This window comes from Achromobacter sp. ACM04 (assembly GCF_014851465.1).
GTDB lineage: Bacteria > Pseudomonadota > Gammaproteobacteria > Burkholderiales > Burkholderiaceae_B > Achromobacter > Achromobacter aegrifaciens.
In genome coordinates, this window is the sequence record NZ_JACUZS010000007.1 from 134,262 (window position 1) to 151,711 (window position 17,450).

The 17,450-nt window shown below is 66.0% G+C and carries 15 protein-coding genes; 11 read left to right on the top strand and 4 right to left on the bottom strand.

Features of this window, described 5'->3' with window-relative positions:
* The first annotated feature begins 21 nt into the window (after positions 1 to 21).
* Both IB259_RS30640 and IB259_RS30645 read left to right on the top strand, forming a co-directional pair.
* Positions 22 to 1,215 carry an efflux RND transporter periplasmic adaptor subunit gene (locus tag IB259_RS30640; RefSeq protein ID WP_119451017.1) on the top strand — a complete coding sequence of 398 codons (1,194 nt, stop codon included), beginning with the start codon at positions 22 to 24 and terminating at the stop codon, positions 1,213 to 1,215.
* The gene (locus IB259_RS30645) at positions 1,212 to 2,810 is read left to right on the top strand and encodes a DHA2 family efflux MFS transporter permease subunit (protein WP_192331029.1); all 1,599 of its coding nucleotides are present in this window, start codon (positions 1,212 to 1,214) and stop codon (positions 2,808 to 2,810) included. Before IB259_RS30640 ends, IB259_RS30645 begins: the two co-directional genes overlap by 4 nt.
* Before the next feature lie 56 nt (positions 2,811 to 2,866).
* On the opposite strand, the gene IB259_RS30650 is transcribed toward IB259_RS30645, so the two are convergent.
* The 3 genes from IB259_RS30650 to IB259_RS30660 all read right to left on the bottom strand — a co-directional run bounded on the left by IB259_RS30650 (position 2,867) and on the right by IB259_RS30660 (position 6,606).
* Positions 2,867 to 3,826 (bottom strand): hypothetical protein, encoded by a 960-nt coding sequence (locus IB259_RS30650; protein ID WP_192331031.1) that lies wholly within the window; start codon positions 3,824 to 3,826, stop codon positions 2,867 to 2,869.
* Between the two features lie 33 nt (positions 3,827 to 3,859).
* The gene (locus IB259_RS30655; RefSeq protein WP_054458781.1) at positions 3,860 to 4,927 is read right to left on the bottom strand and encodes a tartrate dehydrogenase; all 1,068 of its coding nucleotides are present in this window, start codon (positions 4,925 to 4,927) and stop codon (positions 3,860 to 3,862) included.
* Positions 4,928 to 5,079: 152 nt separating this feature from the next.
* Entirely contained in the window at positions 5,080 to 6,606 is a 1,527-nt protein-coding gene (locus tag IB259_RS30660; protein ID WP_192331033.1) for a helicase HerA-like C-terminal domain-containing protein, read from the bottom strand.
* 161 nt (positions 6,607 to 6,767) lie between these two features.
* Here IB259_RS30660 and IB259_RS30665 point away from each other — a divergent pair, with 161 nt between their 5' ends.
* The 7 genes from IB259_RS30665 (at position 6,768) to IB259_RS30695 (ending at position 12,057) form a co-directional block, all read left to right on the top strand.
* Positions 6,768 to 7,499, top strand: coding sequence for a YebC/PmpR family DNA-binding transcriptional regulator (locus IB259_RS30665; protein ID WP_054458755.1), 732 nt, complete (start codon positions 6,768 to 6,770; stop codon positions 7,497 to 7,499).
* 138 nt (positions 7,500 to 7,637) lie between these two features.
* Positions 7,638 to 8,945, top strand: coding sequence for a phosphoribosylamine--glycine ligase (gene purD / locus IB259_RS30670; RefSeq protein WP_054458757.1), 1,308 nt, complete (start codon positions 7,638 to 7,640; stop codon positions 8,943 to 8,945).
* 12 nt (positions 8,946 to 8,957) lie between these two features.
* The gene (gene hemF, locus IB259_RS30675) at positions 8,958 to 9,869 is read left to right on the top strand and encodes an oxygen-dependent coproporphyrinogen oxidase (RefSeq protein ID WP_054458759.1); all 912 of its coding nucleotides are present in this window, start codon (positions 8,958 to 8,960) and stop codon (positions 9,867 to 9,869) included.
* A complete protein-coding gene (nadD, locus tag IB259_RS30680; RefSeq protein WP_192331035.1) occupies positions 9,866 to 10,453 on the top strand; it encodes a nicotinate (nicotinamide) nucleotide adenylyltransferase in 588 nt (195 codons plus the stop codon). The genes hemF and nadD overlap by 4 nt, the downstream gene beginning before the upstream one ends.
* 75 nt (positions 10,454 to 10,528) lie before the next feature.
* Positions 10,529 to 10,930, top strand: coding sequence for a ribosome silencing factor (rsfS, locus tag IB259_RS30685; protein ID WP_013392761.1), 402 nt, complete (start codon positions 10,529 to 10,531; stop codon positions 10,928 to 10,930).
* Between the two features lie 7 nt (positions 10,931 to 10,937).
* Positions 10,938 to 11,408 carry a 23S rRNA (pseudouridine(1915)-N(3))-methyltransferase RlmH gene (gene rlmH / locus IB259_RS30690; RefSeq protein ID WP_054458762.1) on the top strand — a complete coding sequence of 157 codons (471 nt, stop codon included), beginning with the start codon at positions 10,938 to 10,940 and terminating at the stop codon, positions 11,406 to 11,408.
* Between the two features lie 34 nt (positions 11,409 to 11,442).
* Positions 11,443 to 12,057 carry a nucleoside triphosphate pyrophosphatase gene (locus IB259_RS30695; protein WP_175214403.1) on the top strand — a complete coding sequence of 205 codons (615 nt, stop codon included), beginning with the start codon at positions 11,443 to 11,445 and terminating at the stop codon, positions 12,055 to 12,057.
* Between the two features lie 144 nt (positions 12,058 to 12,201).
* Here IB259_RS30695 and IB259_RS30700 read toward each other — a convergent pair whose 3' ends face one another.
* Positions 12,202 to 13,581, bottom strand: coding sequence for a dicarboxylate/amino acid:cation symporter (locus tag IB259_RS30700; protein ID WP_175214404.1), 1,380 nt, complete (start codon positions 13,579 to 13,581; stop codon positions 12,202 to 12,204).
* Between the two features lie 291 nt (positions 13,582 to 13,872).
* On the opposite strand from IB259_RS30700, the gene IB259_RS30705 reads away from it, so the two are divergent.
* Positions 13,873 to 15,852 (top strand): ATP-binding protein, encoded by a 1,980-nt coding sequence (locus IB259_RS30705; RefSeq protein ID WP_192331037.1) that lies wholly within the window; start codon positions 13,873 to 13,875, stop codon positions 15,850 to 15,852.
* Positions 15,836 to 17,245, top strand: coding sequence for a sigma-54 dependent transcriptional regulator (locus IB259_RS30710; protein ID WP_175164210.1), 1,410 nt, complete (start codon positions 15,836 to 15,838; stop codon positions 17,243 to 17,245). Before IB259_RS30705 ends, IB259_RS30710 begins: the two co-directional genes overlap by 17 nt.
* Positions 17,246 to 17,450: the final 205 nt, after the last annotated feature.

Consider the following 17,450-nt stretch of genomic DNA (forward strand, 5'->3'; position numbering starts at 1 on the left):
CGCTCCCCGGACTCAGACGTCATGACCGCAGCCACTCCCGCCGCCAATCCCGCCCGCAAACGCCTGCTGCTGCTGGCAACCGGCGCCTTCATCCTCATCGCGATCGCTTACGGCATCTGGTGGGCGCTCTTCGGCGCTCATTTCGAGAGCACCGACGACGCCTACGTGCATGGCAACCTGGTGCAGATCACGCCGCAAGTGCCCGGCACGGTCGTGGCCATCGAGGCCGACGACACGGAAACCGTGGCCGCCGGCCAGCCGCTGGTGCGCCTGGACCCGGCCGACACCGACGTGGCCTTGCAGCAGGCCCAGGCCAAACTTGCGCAAACGGTGCGCCAGGTGCGCACCATCTACGTCCAGAACGACGCCCTGGCCGCCGACGTCGACCTGCGCAACGCCGACATCCTGCGCGCCCAGGCCGAACTGACCCGCGCGCAAAGCGACGTCAACCGCCGCCAGCAACTGGCCAAGTCCGGCGGCGTCAGCGGCGAAGAGATCCTGCACGCCGAAGCCGCGCTGAAGTCCGCCCAGTCAGGCCTGGCGCAAGCCCGCGCCGCGCTGGCAGCCTCCCGCGCCAAGCTGGCCACCAACCAGGCGTTGACCCAGGGCACCACGGTCGCCGACCACCCCGACGTGCAGCAGGCCGCAGCCGGCCTGCGCAACGCCTGGCTGGCGCAATCGCGCACCGTGCTGCCCGCTCCGGTGGGTGGCGTGGTGGCCCGGCGCAGCGTGCAGGTCGGCCAGCGCGTCGCGCCCGGTTCGGCCCTGATGACGGTGGTGCCGCTGGACCAGGTGTGGATCGAGGCCAATTTCAAGGAAGGCCAGCTGCGCAAGATGCGCATCGGCCAGCCGGCCAAGATGGTGGCCGACCTGTACGGCAGCTCGGTCACCTACCACGGCACCATCGCCGGCCTGGACGCCGGCACCGGCAGCGCCTTCGCCCTGCTGCCCGCGCAGAACGCCACCGGCAACTGGATCAAGGTGGTGCAACGCGTGCCGGTGCGCATCGCGCTGGACCCCGAGGACCTGAAGAAGCACCCGCTGCGCGTGGGCCTGTCGATGGACGTGGAAGTGGACGTGGGCAAGCAGGAAGGCGAACCGCTGACGCAGGCCGAACGCAAGGAGCCGGCCTGGTCGACGCGCGCCTTCGAGCCGGCCCATGACGAAGTCGACGCCATGATCAGCAAGATCATCGAGGCCAACCTCGCATCATGAGCGCAGCCAAGCAGCCCGCCGCCGCGCCGGCGCCCCCGCCCGGCGCCCACCCGCCGCTGGAAGGCGCGACCCGCATCATCGGGTCCATCGCGCTGTCCACGGCGGTGTTCATGAACGTGCTGGACACGTCCATCGCGAACGTGTCCATCCCGACCATCTCCGGCGATCTGGGCGTCAGCACCAGCCAGGGCACCTGGGTCATCACGTCGTTCGCCGTGGCCAACGCGATCACAGTGCCGCTCACGGGCTGGCTCACGCAGCGCTTTGGACAGGTGCGGCTGTTCCTGATCTCCACCCTGCTGTTCGTGCTGGCGTCATGGCTGTGCGGCTTTGCGCCCTCGCTGGAAGCGCTGATCGCGTTCCGCGTGCTGCAAGGCGCGGTCGCCGGGCCCATGATCCCCCTGTCGCAAGCGCTGATGCTGGCGAGTTTCCCCAAGTCCAAGGCGGGCATGGCGCTGGCGGTCTGGTCCATGACCACGCTGGTGGCGCCCGTCGCCGGGCCCTTGCTGGGCGGCTGGATCTCCGACAACTACACCTGGCCGTGGATCTTCTACATCAACGTGCCGGTGGGCCTGCTGGCCGCCTGGATCAGCTGGCGCATCTATGGCGACCGCGAATCGGTCACGCGCAAGCTGCCGATCGACAAGGTCGGGCTGGCGCTGCTGGTGGTATGGGTAGGCGCGCTCCAGATCATGCTGGACAAGGGCAAGGAGCTGGACTGGTTCGCCAGCGGCACCATCATCGCGCTGGCCGCCACCGCGTTCGTCGCCTTCGTCTTCTTCCTGATCTGGGAGCTGACCGACGCCCACCCCGTGGTGGATCTGCGCCTGTTCAAGATCCGCAATTTCACGGTCGGCGCGCTGACGCTGGCGGTGGCCTACGGCGTCTTCTTCGGCAACGTGGTGCTGCTGCCGCTATGGCTGCAAAGCAACATGGGCTACACCGCGACCTACGCGGGGCTGGTGACCGCGCCGGTGGGCCTGCTGGCGATCCTGCTGACGCCCATCGTCGGCAAGATGCTGGCCACGCGCGATCCGCGGCAGATCGCGACGGTGGCGTTCCTGATCTTCGCGCTGGTGTGCTTCATGCGTTCTGGCTTCAACACCCAGACCGATGTCCGCACGCTGATGGTGCCGACCATCATCCAGGGCGCGGCCATGGCGACGTTCTTCGTGCCGCTTACGTCGATCACGCTGTCCAGCATCGAGCCGTGGCGCATTCCCGCGGCCTCGGGTCTGTCGAACTTCCTGCGCCTGACCGCGGGCGCGTTCGGCACGTCCATCGCCACCACCCTGTGGGAAAACCGCGCGACCATGCATCACGCGCAGCTCACCGAAGTCGCCAAGCCCGGCCAGCAGGCGTTCGACCAGACCATGGCGACGCTGCAGAACGGGCTGGGCGTGACGCATCAGCAAGCGCTGACGATGGTGGACGGACTGATCAATGCGCAAGCCTTCACGATGTCCGCGGTAGACGTGTTCTACGCCTCCGCGATCATCTTCCTGGCACTCACCGGCCTGGTCTGGTTCGCTCGTCCCCGGTCGGCCAAGGCGGGCGGCAGCGGCGCGGCCGAAGCGGCGGCCGGCGCCCACTGAGGCACAGCGCCAGGCCCCGGACCGATCTGCGTCCGGGGCTTGGCGGCACAAGAACGCTATTCCTTCAGCAAGACCTGCCAGTCGGCGCGCTCGATGACGTCGGCCGGCAAGGCGCTGGTGGGCGACAGGTTGAACACCGAGATGCCACGAGCGCGCCATTGCGCGGCGGCGAAGCGGAATGAGGGCTCGATCAGTTGCGCGAACTTGCGCGCCAGCCTGCTGGACTGGGGCGTCTGCCCTTCATCATAGAAGCGCAAGCCGTTCTGCAGCGTCAGATCCAGCCCGTGCGCGTAGACCTTGCGCGCGCCGCTGGATACCAGCACCTGTAATGCCGCATAAGCCACGGTGTCGGCGTCGAATACGCCCAGCTCCACATTGAAGCTGAACCCCATGCCCCGTTTCGCGTCCAGCAGCTGCACGTCGGGCGAGGCTGCCGCCATGCGCTGCAGCACGGACGGCGCGGAAATGCGCTGGTAGGCGCGCTCGGAGATCAGTTCGATGATGCAGATGCGGCAGCGGATCGACTCCTGCGGCAAGCCCTGCATGATGTAGCGCAAGACCTCGGGCAAGACGTACAGGGTCAGGTCGCGCGACACGATTTCGCGCACCAGGTCGATACGCTCGCGGACGAAGTTCTGGTCGATGATGCAGTAATACTTGAACGGCAGGTCGAACTTGCGCGTCAGCATGATGGCGCCGTTCACGCCCATCGCCGCCCGGATATCCAGCCGATCATATGGAATCTGCGTGACCGACGGGCCGCTCAGGATCAGATGAACTTCCTTGTCGGCGGAATCGTATCCCTCGGCCAGCGGCGTGACCGGCTGCGACCTGCCAAAAGCTCGAAAACCGCTGATGGCGCCCGACCTGCCCCGCCAGATCCGGACGAAAGGCCATAAATGTTGATTGTGCCTCTGCGTGCGCGACCGTAGCACGCGAAACAGCTTGCGCACGAAACGGTCGGCCCGTCCGCTGCCCACCTGGGCAGCGGAGGAGGAAAAGACGGAATCGTCCATTGACTGGCCTGGGGGCCTTGCCGGCGACTTGCCTCAGCCCGCCGCGATCAGCGCGGCAATCGCGCTGCCGACGTCGGCGGTGGAGGCAGTGCCCTTCATGTCCCGGGTACGCGGACCTTCCGCCAGGACGGTTTCGATGGCCTTGACCACCGCAGCCGAAGCGTCCGGATAGCCAAGGAAGTCCAGCATCAGCGCGCCGCTCCAGATCTGGCCGATCGGGTTGGCGATGCCCTTGCCGTAGATGTCCGGCGCCGAACCATGCACCGGTTCGAACAGGGACGGGAACTTGCGTTCCGGGTTCAGGTTGGCCGAAGGCGCGATGCCGATGGTGCCCGTGCAGGCCGGTCCCAGGTCGGACAGGATGTCGCCGAACAAATTGGAAGCCACCACCACGTCGAACCAGTCGGGATGCTGCACGAAATGCGCGCACAGGATGTCGATGTGGTACTTGTCCCAGCGCACGTCCGGGTACTTCTCGCCCATCTCGGCCACGCGCTCGTCCCACCAGGGCATCGAAATGGAAATGCCATTGGACTTGGTGGCGGCGGTCAGGTGCTTGCCGCGCTTCTGCGCCAGTTCGAAGGCGAACTTGAGGACGCGGTCGGCGCCGATGCGCGTGAAGACGCTTTCCTGGATGACCACTTCGCGTTCGGTGCCCGCGAACAGGCGGCCGCCGCTGTTGGAGTATTCGCCTTCGGTGTTCTCGCGCACGATGAAGAAATCGATCTCGCCGGGCTGGCGGTCCTTCAGCGGAGAGGGCACGCCAGGCATCAGGCGCACCGGGCGCAGGTTGATGTACTGGTCGAACTCGCGGCGGAACTTGAACAGCGAGCCCCACAGCGCTTCGTGGTCAGGCACCGTGGCGGGCCAGCCGATGGAGCCGAAGAAAATCGCTTCGTGCTGGCCGATCTGCGCCTGCCAATCGTCCGGCATCATCTTGCCGTGCTTGGCGTAGTAGTCGCAGCTCCAGTCGAAATGGTCCCACTGAAAATCGATGCCGAATCGCGTCGCGACCGCGTCCAGCACCTTCAAGCCCTCAGGCACGACTTCCTTGCCGATGCCGTCTCCAGGAATCACCGCAATCTTGTGTTTCTTTGCCACCACGTCTTCCTTTGTTTTCCTTGGATGCACTATGCGCGCCGCGGGTCTGAGCGGCCACGCGCAGCCTCCATATCATTGCACGGAAATGTTACTCGATACGGCCCCGAATCGGACGCGCCAGCCACTGCTGGCAGGCACGCAGGATCAGGATTTCAACGCCGGCCTTTCGAGCCCAGCAAGGAGCCCAAAATGCCCCGGGTCAGTTCACGCGCGATCGACCGGACCGTGCTCTTGGCCATGGTCTGCACCACGCCGTCGCGCTTGCCGCCGCGCGGCCCCGTCGACCCGAACAGAACCTCGTTCAGGCTGTCCATGAGGCCGCCACCCGATTCCTCGGCAGCGCCCTTGCCTGCGGGCTGCGCGGAACCGTTCCCGGCCGCGCCGGCCTGGTCCGCCGGCTTGGCCGCACGCCCGGCCAGCACTTCATAGGCGGACTCGCGGTCTATGGATTTCTCATACTTCGACGCCAGCGGACTGCCATGGCGCAACGCCTGCCGCTCCGCGTCGGTCGCCGGGCCGATCCGGCTGGCCGGCGGCACGATGTAGGCGCGTTCGGTCGGCATTGGCCGCCCCTTGGGATCCAGCAAGGAAACCAGCGCCTCGCCCACGCCCAGCTCGGTGATGGCGGCCTCGATGTCCAGCCCCGGATTGGGACGCATCGTCTGGGCCGCCGTCTTCACGGCCTTCTGGTCGCGCGGCGTGAATGCCCGCAAGGCGTGCTGGACGCGGTTGCCCAATTGGCCCAGTACGGTGTCGGGGATGTCCAGCGGGTTCTGCGTCACGAAATAGACGCCCACGCCCTTGGAGCGGACCAGGCGCACCACCTGCTCGATCTTGTTCAGCAGAGCGGCGGGCGCATCGTTGAACAGCAGGTGGGCCTCATCGAAGAAAAACACCAGCTTGGGCTGGTCCATGTCGCCGACTTCGGGCAGCTTCTCGTACAGGTCCGCCAGCAGCCACAACAGGAAAATCGCATACAGGCGCGGCGCCTGCATCAGCTTGTCCGCGGCCAGCACGTTGACCATGCCGCGGCCCTGCGCATCCGTGCGCATCAGGTCGGCCACGTCGAGCATGGGTTCGCCGAAGAATTTCTCCGCACCCTGCGATTCCAGCGCCAGCAAGCCGCGCTGGATGGCGCCGATGCTGGCGGAAGACACATTCCCGTAACGTGTCTTCAGCTCCGAAGCGCGGTCGGCGACGTTCTGCAGCATGGCGCGCAGGTCCTTCAGGTCCAGCAGCAACTGGCCCTCGTCGTCGGCGACCTTGAAGACCAGCGTCAGCACGCCTTCCTGCGTGTCGTTCAATTCCAGGATGCGGGACAGCAGCAGCGGCCCCATGTCCGACACCGTGGCGCGCACCGGCAGCCCCTGCTCGCCGAACACGTCCCACAGGGTGACGGGGCTGGCCGCCCAGGCCGGTTCGTTCAGGCCCAGGTTCTTCAGGCGTTCCAGCAGCTTGGGAGTCGCGGTGCCGGCCTGGGAAATGCCGGTCAGGTCGCCCTTGACGTCGGCCATGAACACCGGCGTGCCGATACGGGAGAAGGATTCGGCCAAAACCTGCAAGGTGACGGTCTTGCCGGTGCCCGTGGCCCCCGTAATGCAGCCGTGGCGGTTTGCCAGGGCGGGTAGCAGCGCCAATTCGGTCTGTGCATTCTTGGCGATGACGATGGGGTTGGGCATGTGCAGCTCTCCGGACCAGGGAATCAGATGGATGCCCAAGTGTAGAGCCTGCCGCGCCGCTTGTGCGCGTGGCAATATGGACACATGCGGTCCGCCCCCGGGCGCGCCGGGCGCTGGCACGGTAAAATGCCATTTTTGCAGACAAATTACCCTGGGAAGCCATGGCCGGACACAGCAAATGGGCCAATATTCAGCACCGCAAAGGGCGCCAAGACGCCAAGCGCGGAAAGCTCTGGACCAAGATCATTCGTGAAATCACCGTGGCGGCGCGTGCCGGCGGCCCTGACCCGGACAGCAACCCGCGCCTGCGCATGGCCTGGGACAAGGCCACCGACGCCAACATGCCCAAGGACAACATCCAGCGCGCCATCCAACGCGGCGCGGGCGGCGCCGACGGCGAGGCCTACGAAGAAGTCCGCTACGAAGGCTATGGCATCGGCGGCGCAGCCGTCATCGTCGACTGCATGACAGACAACCGCACCCGCACCGTCGCCGAAGTGCGCCACGCCTTCGCCAAGAACGGCGGCAACCTGGGCCAGGAAGGCTCGGTCGCCTTCATGTTCAAGCATTGCGGCCAATTCGTCTTCGCCCCCGGAACCTCGGAAGACAAGGTCATGGAAACCGCCCTCGAAGCCGGCGCGGAAGACGTGACGACCGACGAGGAAGGCGTGATCGAAGTGGTCTGCGCCCCGGCTGACTACGCCGCCGTGCGCGGCGCCTTCGACGCCGCCGGCCTGAAGGCCGAAGTGGACGGCATCGTCATGAAAGCCCTGAACGAGACCGAACTCGCCGGGGAAGACGCCATCAAGATGCAGAAACTGCTCGACGCCCTGGAAGGCCTGGACGACGTGCAGGAAGTCTATACGAACGTCGTTTTCGACGAAGCGCAGTAACTCCATTACCCCGGCGCCGGGCGGGCCTTGCCTGCCCGGCGCCACGCTGTCACCGGATCCGGGTCCGCCTGGATCCTGGCCTACTCCACGGGCTGGCGCCTTGCGGCGCTCGACTGGCAACCTAAAGAACCTCGCAACATGAAACTCCTGGTAATTGGCTCTGGCGGCCGAGAACACGCCCTCGCCTGGCGGCTGGCCCGCTCCCCGCGCGTCCACAAGGTATATGTCGCTCCCGGCAACGGCGGCACGCAACGCGCCGAACAGATCGAGAACGTCCCGTTCACCAATGCCGAGGAATTGGCCGATTTCGTGCAACGCGAAGGCGTCGCCCTGACCGTCGTCGGCCCTGAAGCCCCCCTGGCCGCTGGCGTCGTTGACGTGTTCCGCGCCCGCGGCCTGAAGATCTTCGGCCCCACCAAGGCCGCAGCGCAGCTGGAAAGCTCGAAGGACTACGCCAAGGCCTTCATGGTCCGGCACAACATCCCGACCGCCCGCTACGAAACCTTCACCGATCCGGCCAAGGCGCACGCCTACATCGACCAGGAAGGCGCTCCCATCGTGATCAAGGCCGATGGCCTGGCCGCCGGCAAGGGCGTGGTGGTCGCCGCCACGCTGGAAGAGGCGCATGCCGCCGTGGACGCCATGCTGGGCGACGGCTCCATGGGCGCCGCCGGCGCGCGCGTCGTCATCGAGGAATGCCTGGTGGGCGAAGAAGCCAGCTTCATCGTCATGTGCGACGGCCGCAACGTGCTGGCCCTGGCCACCAGCCAGGACCACAAGCGCCTGCAGGACGGCGACCAGGGTCCCAATACCGGCGGCATGGGCGCGTATTCGCCCGCGCCCATCGTCACCCCGGAACTGCACCACCGCATCATGCGCGAAATCATCCTGCCGACCGTGCAGGGCATGACGCGCGATGGCATCCCGTACACGGGCTTCCTGTACGCCGGCCTGATGATCGCCCCGGGCGACGACCCCGACCGCGAGATCAAGACCCTGGAATTCAACTGCCGCATGGGCGATCCTGAAACCCAGCCCATCATGATGCGCGTCAAGAGCGACCTGCTGGACGCCCTGGAGCATGCCGTCGACGGCACGCTCGACCAGGCCGACATCACCTGGGACCGCCGCACCGCCCTGGGCGCCGTGCTGGCCGCGCACAACTACCCCAACACGCCGCGCACCGGCGACGTCATCCGCGGCCTGCCCGCCGACGCCGAGGACTGCATGGTGTTCCACGCCGCCACCAAGCTCGACGGCGACGAAGTCAAGACCACCGGCGGCCGCGTGCTGTGCGTCACGGCGCTGGGCGACTCCGTCAAGATGGCCCGCGACCGCGTCTACGAAGCGATCGACGGCATCCACTTCGACGGCCGCCAGTATCGCAGCGACATCGGCTGGCGCGCGCTCAAGCCTTCGCAGCAGAAGTCCAAGCCCAACGCCTAGCCGGAACCGTCGATGAACGCCTTGCCCGTCTCTTCCGTCCGGGACTACCTCACCGGCTTGCAGGCCCGCATCGTCGGCGCCCTGGAAGCCGCCGAGGGCGCGGCCTTCCGTACCGACGAATGGGTCCGCCCCGAGGGCGGCGGCGGGCTGTCGCGCCTGCTGGAAGGCGGCTCGCTGTTCGAACGGGCCGGCGTGCTGTTCAGCCATGTCCAGGGCAGCAAGCTGCCGCCCTCGGCCAGCGCGCACCGCCCGGAACTGGCCGGCCGGTCCTGGGAAGCCATGGGCGTGTCCATGGTGCTGCACCCGCGCAATCCCTACGTGCCCACCACGCACATGAACGTGCGCATGTTCCTGGCGGCAGCCCGGCCCGGCCACGACGAGGCCGACGTCTTCTGGTTCGGCGGCGGCATCGACCTGACGCCCTACTATCCCTACGAGGAAGACGCCCGCCATTTCCACGCCACCTGCCGCGATGCCCTGGCCGGCCATGGCGCCGACTACTACCCGCGCTACAAGCGCTGGTGCGACGAGTACTTCTTCCTAAAACACCGCAATGAAACGCGCGGCGTGGGCGGCATCTTCTATGACGACCTGAACGCTCCCGGCTTTGACGCCTCGTTCGCGCTGACCCGATCGGTGGGCGACGCCTTCCTGCCGGCCTACATGCCGATCGTGGAACGCCGCCGCGACCAGGCCTACGGCGAGCGCGAGCGCGATTTCCAGGCCTACCGCCGCGGCCGCTATGTGGAATTCAACCTGGTCTTCGACCGCGGCACGCTGTTCGGCCTGCAGTCCGGCGGACGTACCGAGTCGATCCTGCTGTCCATGCCGCCGCTGGCGCAGTGGCGCTACGACTGGCAGCCCGAGGCAGGCACGCCCGAGGCCGAATTGGCCGCCTACCTCAAACCGCGGGACTGGGTTTGAAGCGCATCGGCCTGTTGGGCGGCAGTTTCGACCCCGTCCACGTCGCGCACATCGCCCTGGCGCAGAATGCCTTGCAGACGTTGGGCCTGGCCGAGGTGCAGCTCATCCCCGCGGCCAATCCCTGGCAACGCGCAGCGTTGCACGCCACGGCCGAACAACGCCGCGACATGCTGCAACTGGCCATCGCCGGCCATGCGGGCCTGGTGGTCAATCCCATCGAAATCGACCGCGGCGGCGCGACCTACACCATCGACACGCTGCGCGCCCTGCCCCAGGACGCGCGCTACGTCTGGCTGCTGGGCACCGACCAGTTGGCGAATTTCTGCACCTGGCGCGACTGGCAGGACATCGCCAGCCTGGTGGACCTGGCCGTGGCCACCCGCCCGGGCACGGCGCTCAGCGCCCCGCCGGCGCTGGCCGAACACCTGCGCAGCCAGGGACGCGAACTGCAGGAACTGCCTTTTGCTCCCATGCCGGTTTCGGCCTCGCAGATCCGCCAGCGCCTGGCGCAAGGCGAATCCACCGAAGGCCTGCTTGCCGCTCCGGTGGCCGCGTATATTGCGGCGCACCATCTTTACCGATAAACCTACACCCGCGGTGCGCTGAAAGCGCCACGGGGCCAGCATCCGCTGTCCGCCCGCGGGTTATATTTACTGACTATGGATATACAAAAACTCCAACGCGCCGTCATCGACGCCCTCGAAGACGTCAAGGCGCAAGACATCAAGGTCTACAACACCACGCATCTGACCAGCCTGTTCGATCGCGTCGTGATTGCAAGCGCCACCTCCAACCGCCAGACCCGCGCCCTCGCTTCCAGCGTGGCGGATCGCGGCCGTGCGCTCGATCTCTCCGGCATCACCATCGAAGGCGAAGACACGGGCGAATGGGTCGTGGTCGACCTGGGCGACGTGGTCGTGCACATCATGCAGCCCGCCATCCGCCAGTACTACAACCTGGAAGAGATCTGGGGCGGCAAGCCGGTGCGCGTGAAGCTCCTGCCCGAGTCCACCCGCCCCGCGCCGGTCGCCAACGACGGCGCGCACGACGCCGAGTACTGAGCGCGCCGTGAAGCTGATCGTCGTGGCCGTGGGCACGCGCATGCCGGACTGGGTGCAAACCGCCTGGGACGACTACGCCAAGCGCCTGCCGGCCGACTGCGCGCTGGAACTGCGCGAAATCAAGCCTGAACCCCGCACCACCGGCAAGACGCCCGCCCAGATGATGGCGGCGGAAGCCAAGCGGATCGAAGCCGCCCTGCCCGCCAGCGTCTTGCGCCTGGCGCTGGACGAACGCGGACGCGACCTCACCACCATGGCGTTGTCGCAGAAGCTGGAACAATGGCGCGCCGGCGGTCAGGATGTTGCTTTCCTCGTCGGCGGCCCGGACGGGCTGGATGCCGACCTGAAGGCATCCTGTTCCGGCCAATTGCGCCTGTCCTCGCTGACGCTGCCGCACCCCATGGTGCGCGTGGTGCTGGCCGAACAGCTCTACCGGGCCTGGGCCATCATGACCAATCATCCCTACCACCGCGCCTGACCGCTGGCCGGGCCGGCGCCCATCCTGCTGACGCATGACCGACACCGCAACCTCCGCGCGCCTCTACCTTGCCTCCGCCAGTCCCCGGCGGCGCGAGCTGCTGACCCAGGTCGGCCTGGCCCACGAAGTCCTGCTCGTACCTGCCCCGCCGGGCGAGGACGAACCCCAACATCCCGGCGAAAGCGCCGCCGACTATGTCCAGCGCACTGCGCGCGACAAGGCCCTGCGCGGACGCGACTGGATGCTCAGCCAGGACCTGCCGCAACTGCCGCTGCTGGCCGCCGACACCACGGTTATCCTGGCGGGCGCAGTACTGGGCAAACCGGCCGACCGCGACGACGCCATGCGCATTCTGCGCGCGCTGTCCGGCTCCGCCCACGAAGTACACACCGCCGTCGCCGTCTGGACTGGAAACCAGTTGCTGGAGGCCGTGTCCATCACCGAGGTCCGCATGCGCGCGCTGACGGATGAGGAACTCGGCCGCTACTGCGACAGCGGCGAGCCCTACGGCAAGGCGGGCGCCTATGGCATCCAGGGCCTGGCGGGCACGTTCGTTTCGCATATCGCCGGCAGCTATACCGGCGTGATGGGCCTGCCCTTGTTCGAAACTGCAAACCTATTGCGCGCGGCAGGGATACAGATGCCCTGAAAACCGCGGCCTCCGGTCGAAAAAAATCCCCCGAGACCGTCGAGGTCCGGGGGATTTTTTTCCGGCGGGCAGTCCTTCTTGCCGGGGCTTACAGCTGCATCAATAGTTGCGGCCGCCTGCAGGCAGCCGCGGATCTACGCTGTTTCAGCCATGCTGCAGCGGCTGGCCCATGGGTACGCCGCCAGCCCTCGGCGCTTCCTGAACCGGAGCCGTGGCAGGCACGGGCACGGGCGTGGGCTGAAGCTCGCCCTCGAGCGCGGCATGCAGCTGCTCCTTATCCAGCTCCCCTTCCCAGCGCGCCACGACCACGGCGGCAGTCGCGTTGCCGACCAGGTTGGTAAGCGCGCGGCATTCCGACATGAAGCGGTCCACGCCCAGGATCAGCGCCATGCCGGCGACCGGAACGGAAGGCACCACCGACAGGGTTGCGGCCAGGGTGATGAAGCCTGCCCCGGTCACGCCCGCCGCGCCCTTGGAGCTCAGCATCGCCACCAGCAGCAGCAGGATCTGGTCGCCCAGCGACAGCGGAATATCGCAAGCCTGCGCGATGAACAGCGCCGCCATCGTCATGTAGATGTTGGTGCCGTCCAGGTTGAACGAGTAGCCGGTGGGTACGACCAACCCGACCACCGACTTCGAGCAGCCGGCGCGTTCCATCTTCTGCATCAGCGTGGGCAACGCGGCTTCGGACGAACTGGTGCCCAGCACCAGCAGCAGCTCTTCGCGGATGTAGCGCACCAGCTTCAGGATCGAAAAGCCGTTGTAGCGCGCCACCAGGCCCAGCACCACGACCACGAACAGCACCGAGGTTGCGTAAAACGTACCCACCAGCATCGCCAGATTGATGACGGACTTGATGCCGTACTTGCCGATGGTGAAGGCCATCGCGCCAAACGCGCCGATGGGCGCGGCCTTCATCAGGATGGCGACCAGCTTGAAGACGGGCTGTGCCAGGGCAGTCATGAAGTTCAGTATCGGCTGGCCGCGTTCACCCACCATGGCCAGCGAAATGCCGAACAACACCGCCACGAACAGCACCTGGAGAATGTCGCCGCCCACGAACGGACTGAAGATCGTGGTCGGGATCACGTTCATCAGGAAGCCCGTGATGGTCGAGTCATGCGCCTTGGCCACGTAGCCCGAGACCGCCTTCTCGTCCAGCGTCTTGGGGTCGATGTGCATGCCGGCGCCCGGCTGGACGATATGGCTGACGATCATGCCTACGATCAACGCAAGCGTGGAGAACACCAGGAAGTACAGCATGGCCTTGCCCGCCACGCGGCCGACCTTCTTCAGGTCGCTCATCGCCGCGATGCCGGTGGCCACGGTCAGGAAGATCACCGGCGCGATGATCATCTTCACCAGCTTGATGAAGGCGTCGCCCAGCGGTTGCATCTGCTGGCCGAGCTCGGGCTTGAACGCGCCCAGCAGCACGCCCACCACGATGGCGAAAATCACCTGCACATAGAGGATTTGATAGAACTTGAGCTTGCGCGCGGGCGCGACTTGATCCACGTCGATCATTGGGATTGTCCCCACCAAGGCCCCTTGCTCCGGGCGGTTCAGCGCGGGCGTTGGGGCGTTATCTGTTTTCTGGCAAGCGCGTATCGCCGCAAGCCGATTTCACCCCGCAGGCAACGCCGCCGGGCTTGGCTTTACTAATGCAAGAGGCGTGCCAACATCGGCAGACCTTCCTCTTGCGCTCCAAGCCCTTGATCAAAAAAGGAATTTTTCTTCTCTCGCGCACTGGCCCGACCTTTATTGGCGAAATTTCACACAAAAAAGATATAGAATGTGCGAAAAACCGCACACCCCATGTCGACCCACTCCTCTCCCCGCGATGCCCGACCCGGCGTGGACCAGGCCAGAAAGCCGCGGCGCCCACGGAACACGCCTGTCTGGCCTTGGCCCTGGAAGGCCATCGCCATCCTGCTGGGTGTCGCGGTCGTCTATGGCGTACTGCACGCCGCCACGCTCTGGGCGCGCGACGGCGCGCTGAAGAATGCCGGGGAGCAGGCACGTGTGGCAGCCCAGCTCAACGCGGCATTGCTGCGCAACAACCTGGACAAATTCAGGGCGCTGCCCTTTGTCCTGACGCGCGATGTCGACGTGCGCGCGGCGCTGCAGGGAGGCTCGCACGTGCAGATCGAATCCCTGGACGACAAGCTCGATACGTTGAGCCGCGGCGTCGGCGCATCCGCCATCTATGTGCTGGACAAGAAGGGCCTTGCGATCGCTGCCAGCAACTGGCGTGAACCCGCCACGTTTGTCGGCGTGGACTACCAGTTTCGGCCCTATTTCCAGGGGTCGGTAGCCCATGGCTCGGCCGAACACTTCGCTTTGGGCACGATCAGCCACGAAGCCGGGCTGTACTTGTCGCGACGCGTGGATGACGTCAACGGCGCCATGCTGGGCGTGGTCGTGCTGAAAGTGGATTTCCGGGACCTGGAGGCCGACTGGCGCCAGTCGGTTTCGCCCATTTTCGTCACGGACGAGCATGGCGTAGTGCTATTGGGCAGTATCTCCGACTGGCGTTTCGATGTGCTGGCTCCGCTCACCCCAGACTTGGCCCGGGCCTTGCGCAGCAGCCTGCAATTCGGCGACGCGCCCTTTTTCCCGCTACCCTTGCGGCCGCAGCTACAAGCCATCAGCCACGGCCAGCTGGTGCGCGCCGACGTAACCCTGCCACAGATCCCCGCAGGCGCGCCGCTGGTGCACACGACGTTACCCATTGTCGAGTCCCCAGGTTGGACACTGCATCTGTTGTCGCCCGTACAGACGGCCATCAACCAGGCTACCGCAAACGCCCAGCTGGGCGCGCTGCTTGCGCAGTGCGCGCTAGCCGCCTTGGTCGGCATCGTTCTCTTTCGCCGCCACCGCAATCGTGAGCGTGCCGAGCAGCAGGCCGCCATCCACGAACAGCTGGCCTCGCTGGTCGATGAACGCACGGCTCAGCTGCTGCAAGTCAACGAACAACTGGTCGATGAGATGGACGAGCGCCAACGTACCGCCGCCCGTTTGCACACCATGCAAGAGGAACTGATCCAGGCCAGCAAGCTCGCCCTGCTGGGACAGGTGGCAGCCGGCGTGGCGCACGAGATCAACCAGCCTGTCGCGGCCATACGCGCCTATGCGGACAACGCCGCCGAGTTCCTGCGCAGGCAAGATGAAGGCTCGGCGCAGGAAAACCTGGGTACCATCGCCGCGTTGACGGAGCGGATCGGCCACATCACCGGAGAATTGCGCGCCTTTTCGCGCAAGGCCGACACGTCCATCGGTCCCGCGAACCTGAAGGATTGTCTGGAGGGCGCGCTGTTGCTGGTCGCGCCGCGCGCGCGGCGCCAGGGCATCGTCCTGCAACGTCCGCCCGCGGGTCAGAATTACCGGGTGCTGGCCAATCGCATACGGCTGGAACAGGTGCTGGTGAATCTGCTGCAAAACGCGATGGAAGCGCTGGAAGGCCGGCCCGACGGCCGCATCGTCGTGGCGCTGCAGGACCTGGGCGCGACCGTGCAGGTCTACGTCAGCGACAACGGTCCCGGCCTGTCGGCCGAGGCGCGGGCGCATCTGTTTACTCCCTTCTATACGACCAAGGCCGAAGGACTCGGACTGGGGCTGGTCATCTGCCGCGACATCGTCACCGAATTCGGTGGCGACCTGATCGCCGCCGGCCCGGCCGATCCCGTCTTTCCCGCTCCGCATGCCCCGGGCTGCGGAGCCATGTTCATCCTGACGTTGCGCAAGGCGTCTGGCCAGCAAAACGCTACCGAGCTACACCATGAACCGCGCTCCTGAATTTCCGCCAGCCGCGCCGGCATCCATTGACGACAGCCAGCGCCAGCCGTTTTTGCCGCGTGCGGTATTCATCGACGACGACGACGAACTGCTGCGCGCCAATACGCAGACGCTGAAGCTGCACGGCATCGCCGTGGACGCGCATGCCAGCGCACGCTCTGCCCTGCCCACACTAACGCGCGATTTCGACGGCGTGGTCGTCAGCGATATACGCATGCCCGACATGGACGGCCTGCAACTCTTCCAGCGCTTGCGGGACATAGACCCCGACATCCCCGTCATTCTGATCACCGGCCATGGCGACATCGCCACGGCCGTGCAATGCATGCGCGACGGCGCCTATGACTTCCTGGCCAAACCCTATGCCGCCGACAGGCTGATCACCGCCATCATGCACGCTGCGGAAAAGCGCCATCTCGTACTGGAAAACCGCCGGCTGCGCGAAGCCGCATTCGCCGTCCAGGCCGACGAGGTGCCTTTCATCGGCACGACGCCGGCCATGCAGCGCATCAAGCAAACGCTGCGGCATATCGCGGATGCCGACGTGGACGTACTGGTCGAAGGCGAGACCGGAACCGGCAAGGAAGTCGTTGCCACCGCCTTGCATCGCCTGAGCCGCCGCAGGCACCGCGCGCTGGTCGCGATCAACTGCGGCGCCCTGCCTGAAAGCGTCATCGAAAGCGAGCTCTTCGGCCACGAGCCCGGCGCCTTCACCGGCGCCCAAAAGAAGCGTATCGGCCGGATCGAGCATGCCAGCGGCGGTACGCTATTCCTGGACGAGATCGAAAGCATGCCGCTGGCGGTGCAGGTCAAGCTGCTGCGCGTGCTCGAATCTCGCCAGATCACTCCTCTGGGCAGCAACGAAGTGCGCAATCTGGACCTGCGCGTGGTCGCCGCCACCAAGGAAGACCTGGGCAGTCCAGCCATTCGCGCCAAGTTTCGCGAAGACCTGTTCTACCGCCTCAATGTGGTCACCATCCGGATTCCGCCGCTGCGTGAACGCCGCGAGGACATTCCGCTGCTGTTCGCCCACTACCTCGGGCACGCATCGCGCCGCTTCCAGCGCGATATCCCGGAAATGCCGGCGTCCATCAAACAACATCTCATGACGCACGACTGGCCCGGCAACGTGCGTGAACTTGCGCATTTCGCCGAGCGGGTCGTGCTTGGCGTGCTGAATATCCCTGCCCCGCCAACCGCCGTGGCCCAGGACGCCGCGTCAAGCCTGCCGGAACGGATGGAGCGCTTCGAAGCGCAGCTCATCCGCGAGGCACTCCAGGCGCACCAAGGCGACATCAAGGCCACCCTGGAGTCCCTGGGCATTCCGCGCAAGACCTTCTATGACAAGCTGCAGCGCCACGGCATAGACCGCCAGCAATACACGCAGCAGTAGGCCGTTCAGCGCCCAGATTGCCGGCAGTAAAACAAAACCCCTCGCAGGATATTCCTGCGAGGGGTTTTTCATTGGAATTGCGGCTGGTGGTATCGCACGAGAGATCCCGAGCGCAATACATTCGGTCGCCACAAAGACAAAACCCCACAGGGGTTACCTGTGGGGTTCTGCGGAATAAAAGCTTGACGATGACCTACTTTCACAG

Coding starts and splice junctions, on each gene's coding strand:
- IB259_RS30660 (WP_192331033.1), bottom strand. CDS start 6,606: ATGCCCAACCCCATCGTCATCGCCAAGAATGCACAGACCGAATTGGCG.
- IB259_RS30700 (WP_175214404.1), bottom strand. CDS start 13,581: ATGATCGACGTGGATCAAGTCGCGCCCGCGCGCAAGCTCAAGTTCTAT.
- rsfS (WP_013392761.1), top strand. CDS start 10,529: ATGGATATACAAAAACTCCAACGCGCCGTCATCGACGCCCTCGAAGAC.
- purD (WP_054458757.1), top strand. CDS start 7,638: ATGAAACTCCTGGTAATTGGCTCTGGCGGCCGAGAACACGCCCTCGCC.
- IB259_RS30665 (WP_054458755.1), top strand. CDS start 6,768: ATGGCCGGACACAGCAAATGGGCCAATATTCAGCACCGCAAAGGGCGC.
- IB259_RS30695 (WP_175214403.1), top strand. CDS start 11,443: ATGACCGACACCGCAACCTCCGCGCGCCTCTACCTTGCCTCCGCCAGT.
- IB259_RS30650 (WP_192331031.1), bottom strand. CDS start 3,826: ATGGACGATTCCGTCTTTTCCTCCTCCGCTGCCCAGGTGGGCAGCGGA.
- hemF (WP_054458759.1), top strand. CDS start 8,958: ATGAACGCCTTGCCCGTCTCTTCCGTCCGGGACTACCTCACCGGCTTG.
- IB259_RS30640 (WP_119451017.1), top strand. CDS start 22: ATGACCGCAGCCACTCCCGCCGCCAATCCCGCCCGCAAACGCCTGCTG.
- IB259_RS30710 (WP_175164210.1), top strand. CDS start 15,836: ATGAACCGCGCTCCTGAATTTCCGCCAGCCGCGCCGGCATCCATTGAC.
- IB259_RS30705 (WP_192331037.1), top strand. CDS start 13,873: ATGTCGACCCACTCCTCTCCCCGCGATGCCCGACCCGGCGTGGACCAG.
- IB259_RS30645 (WP_192331029.1), top strand. CDS start 1,212: ATGAGCGCAGCCAAGCAGCCCGCCGCCGCGCCGGCGCCCCCGCCCGGC.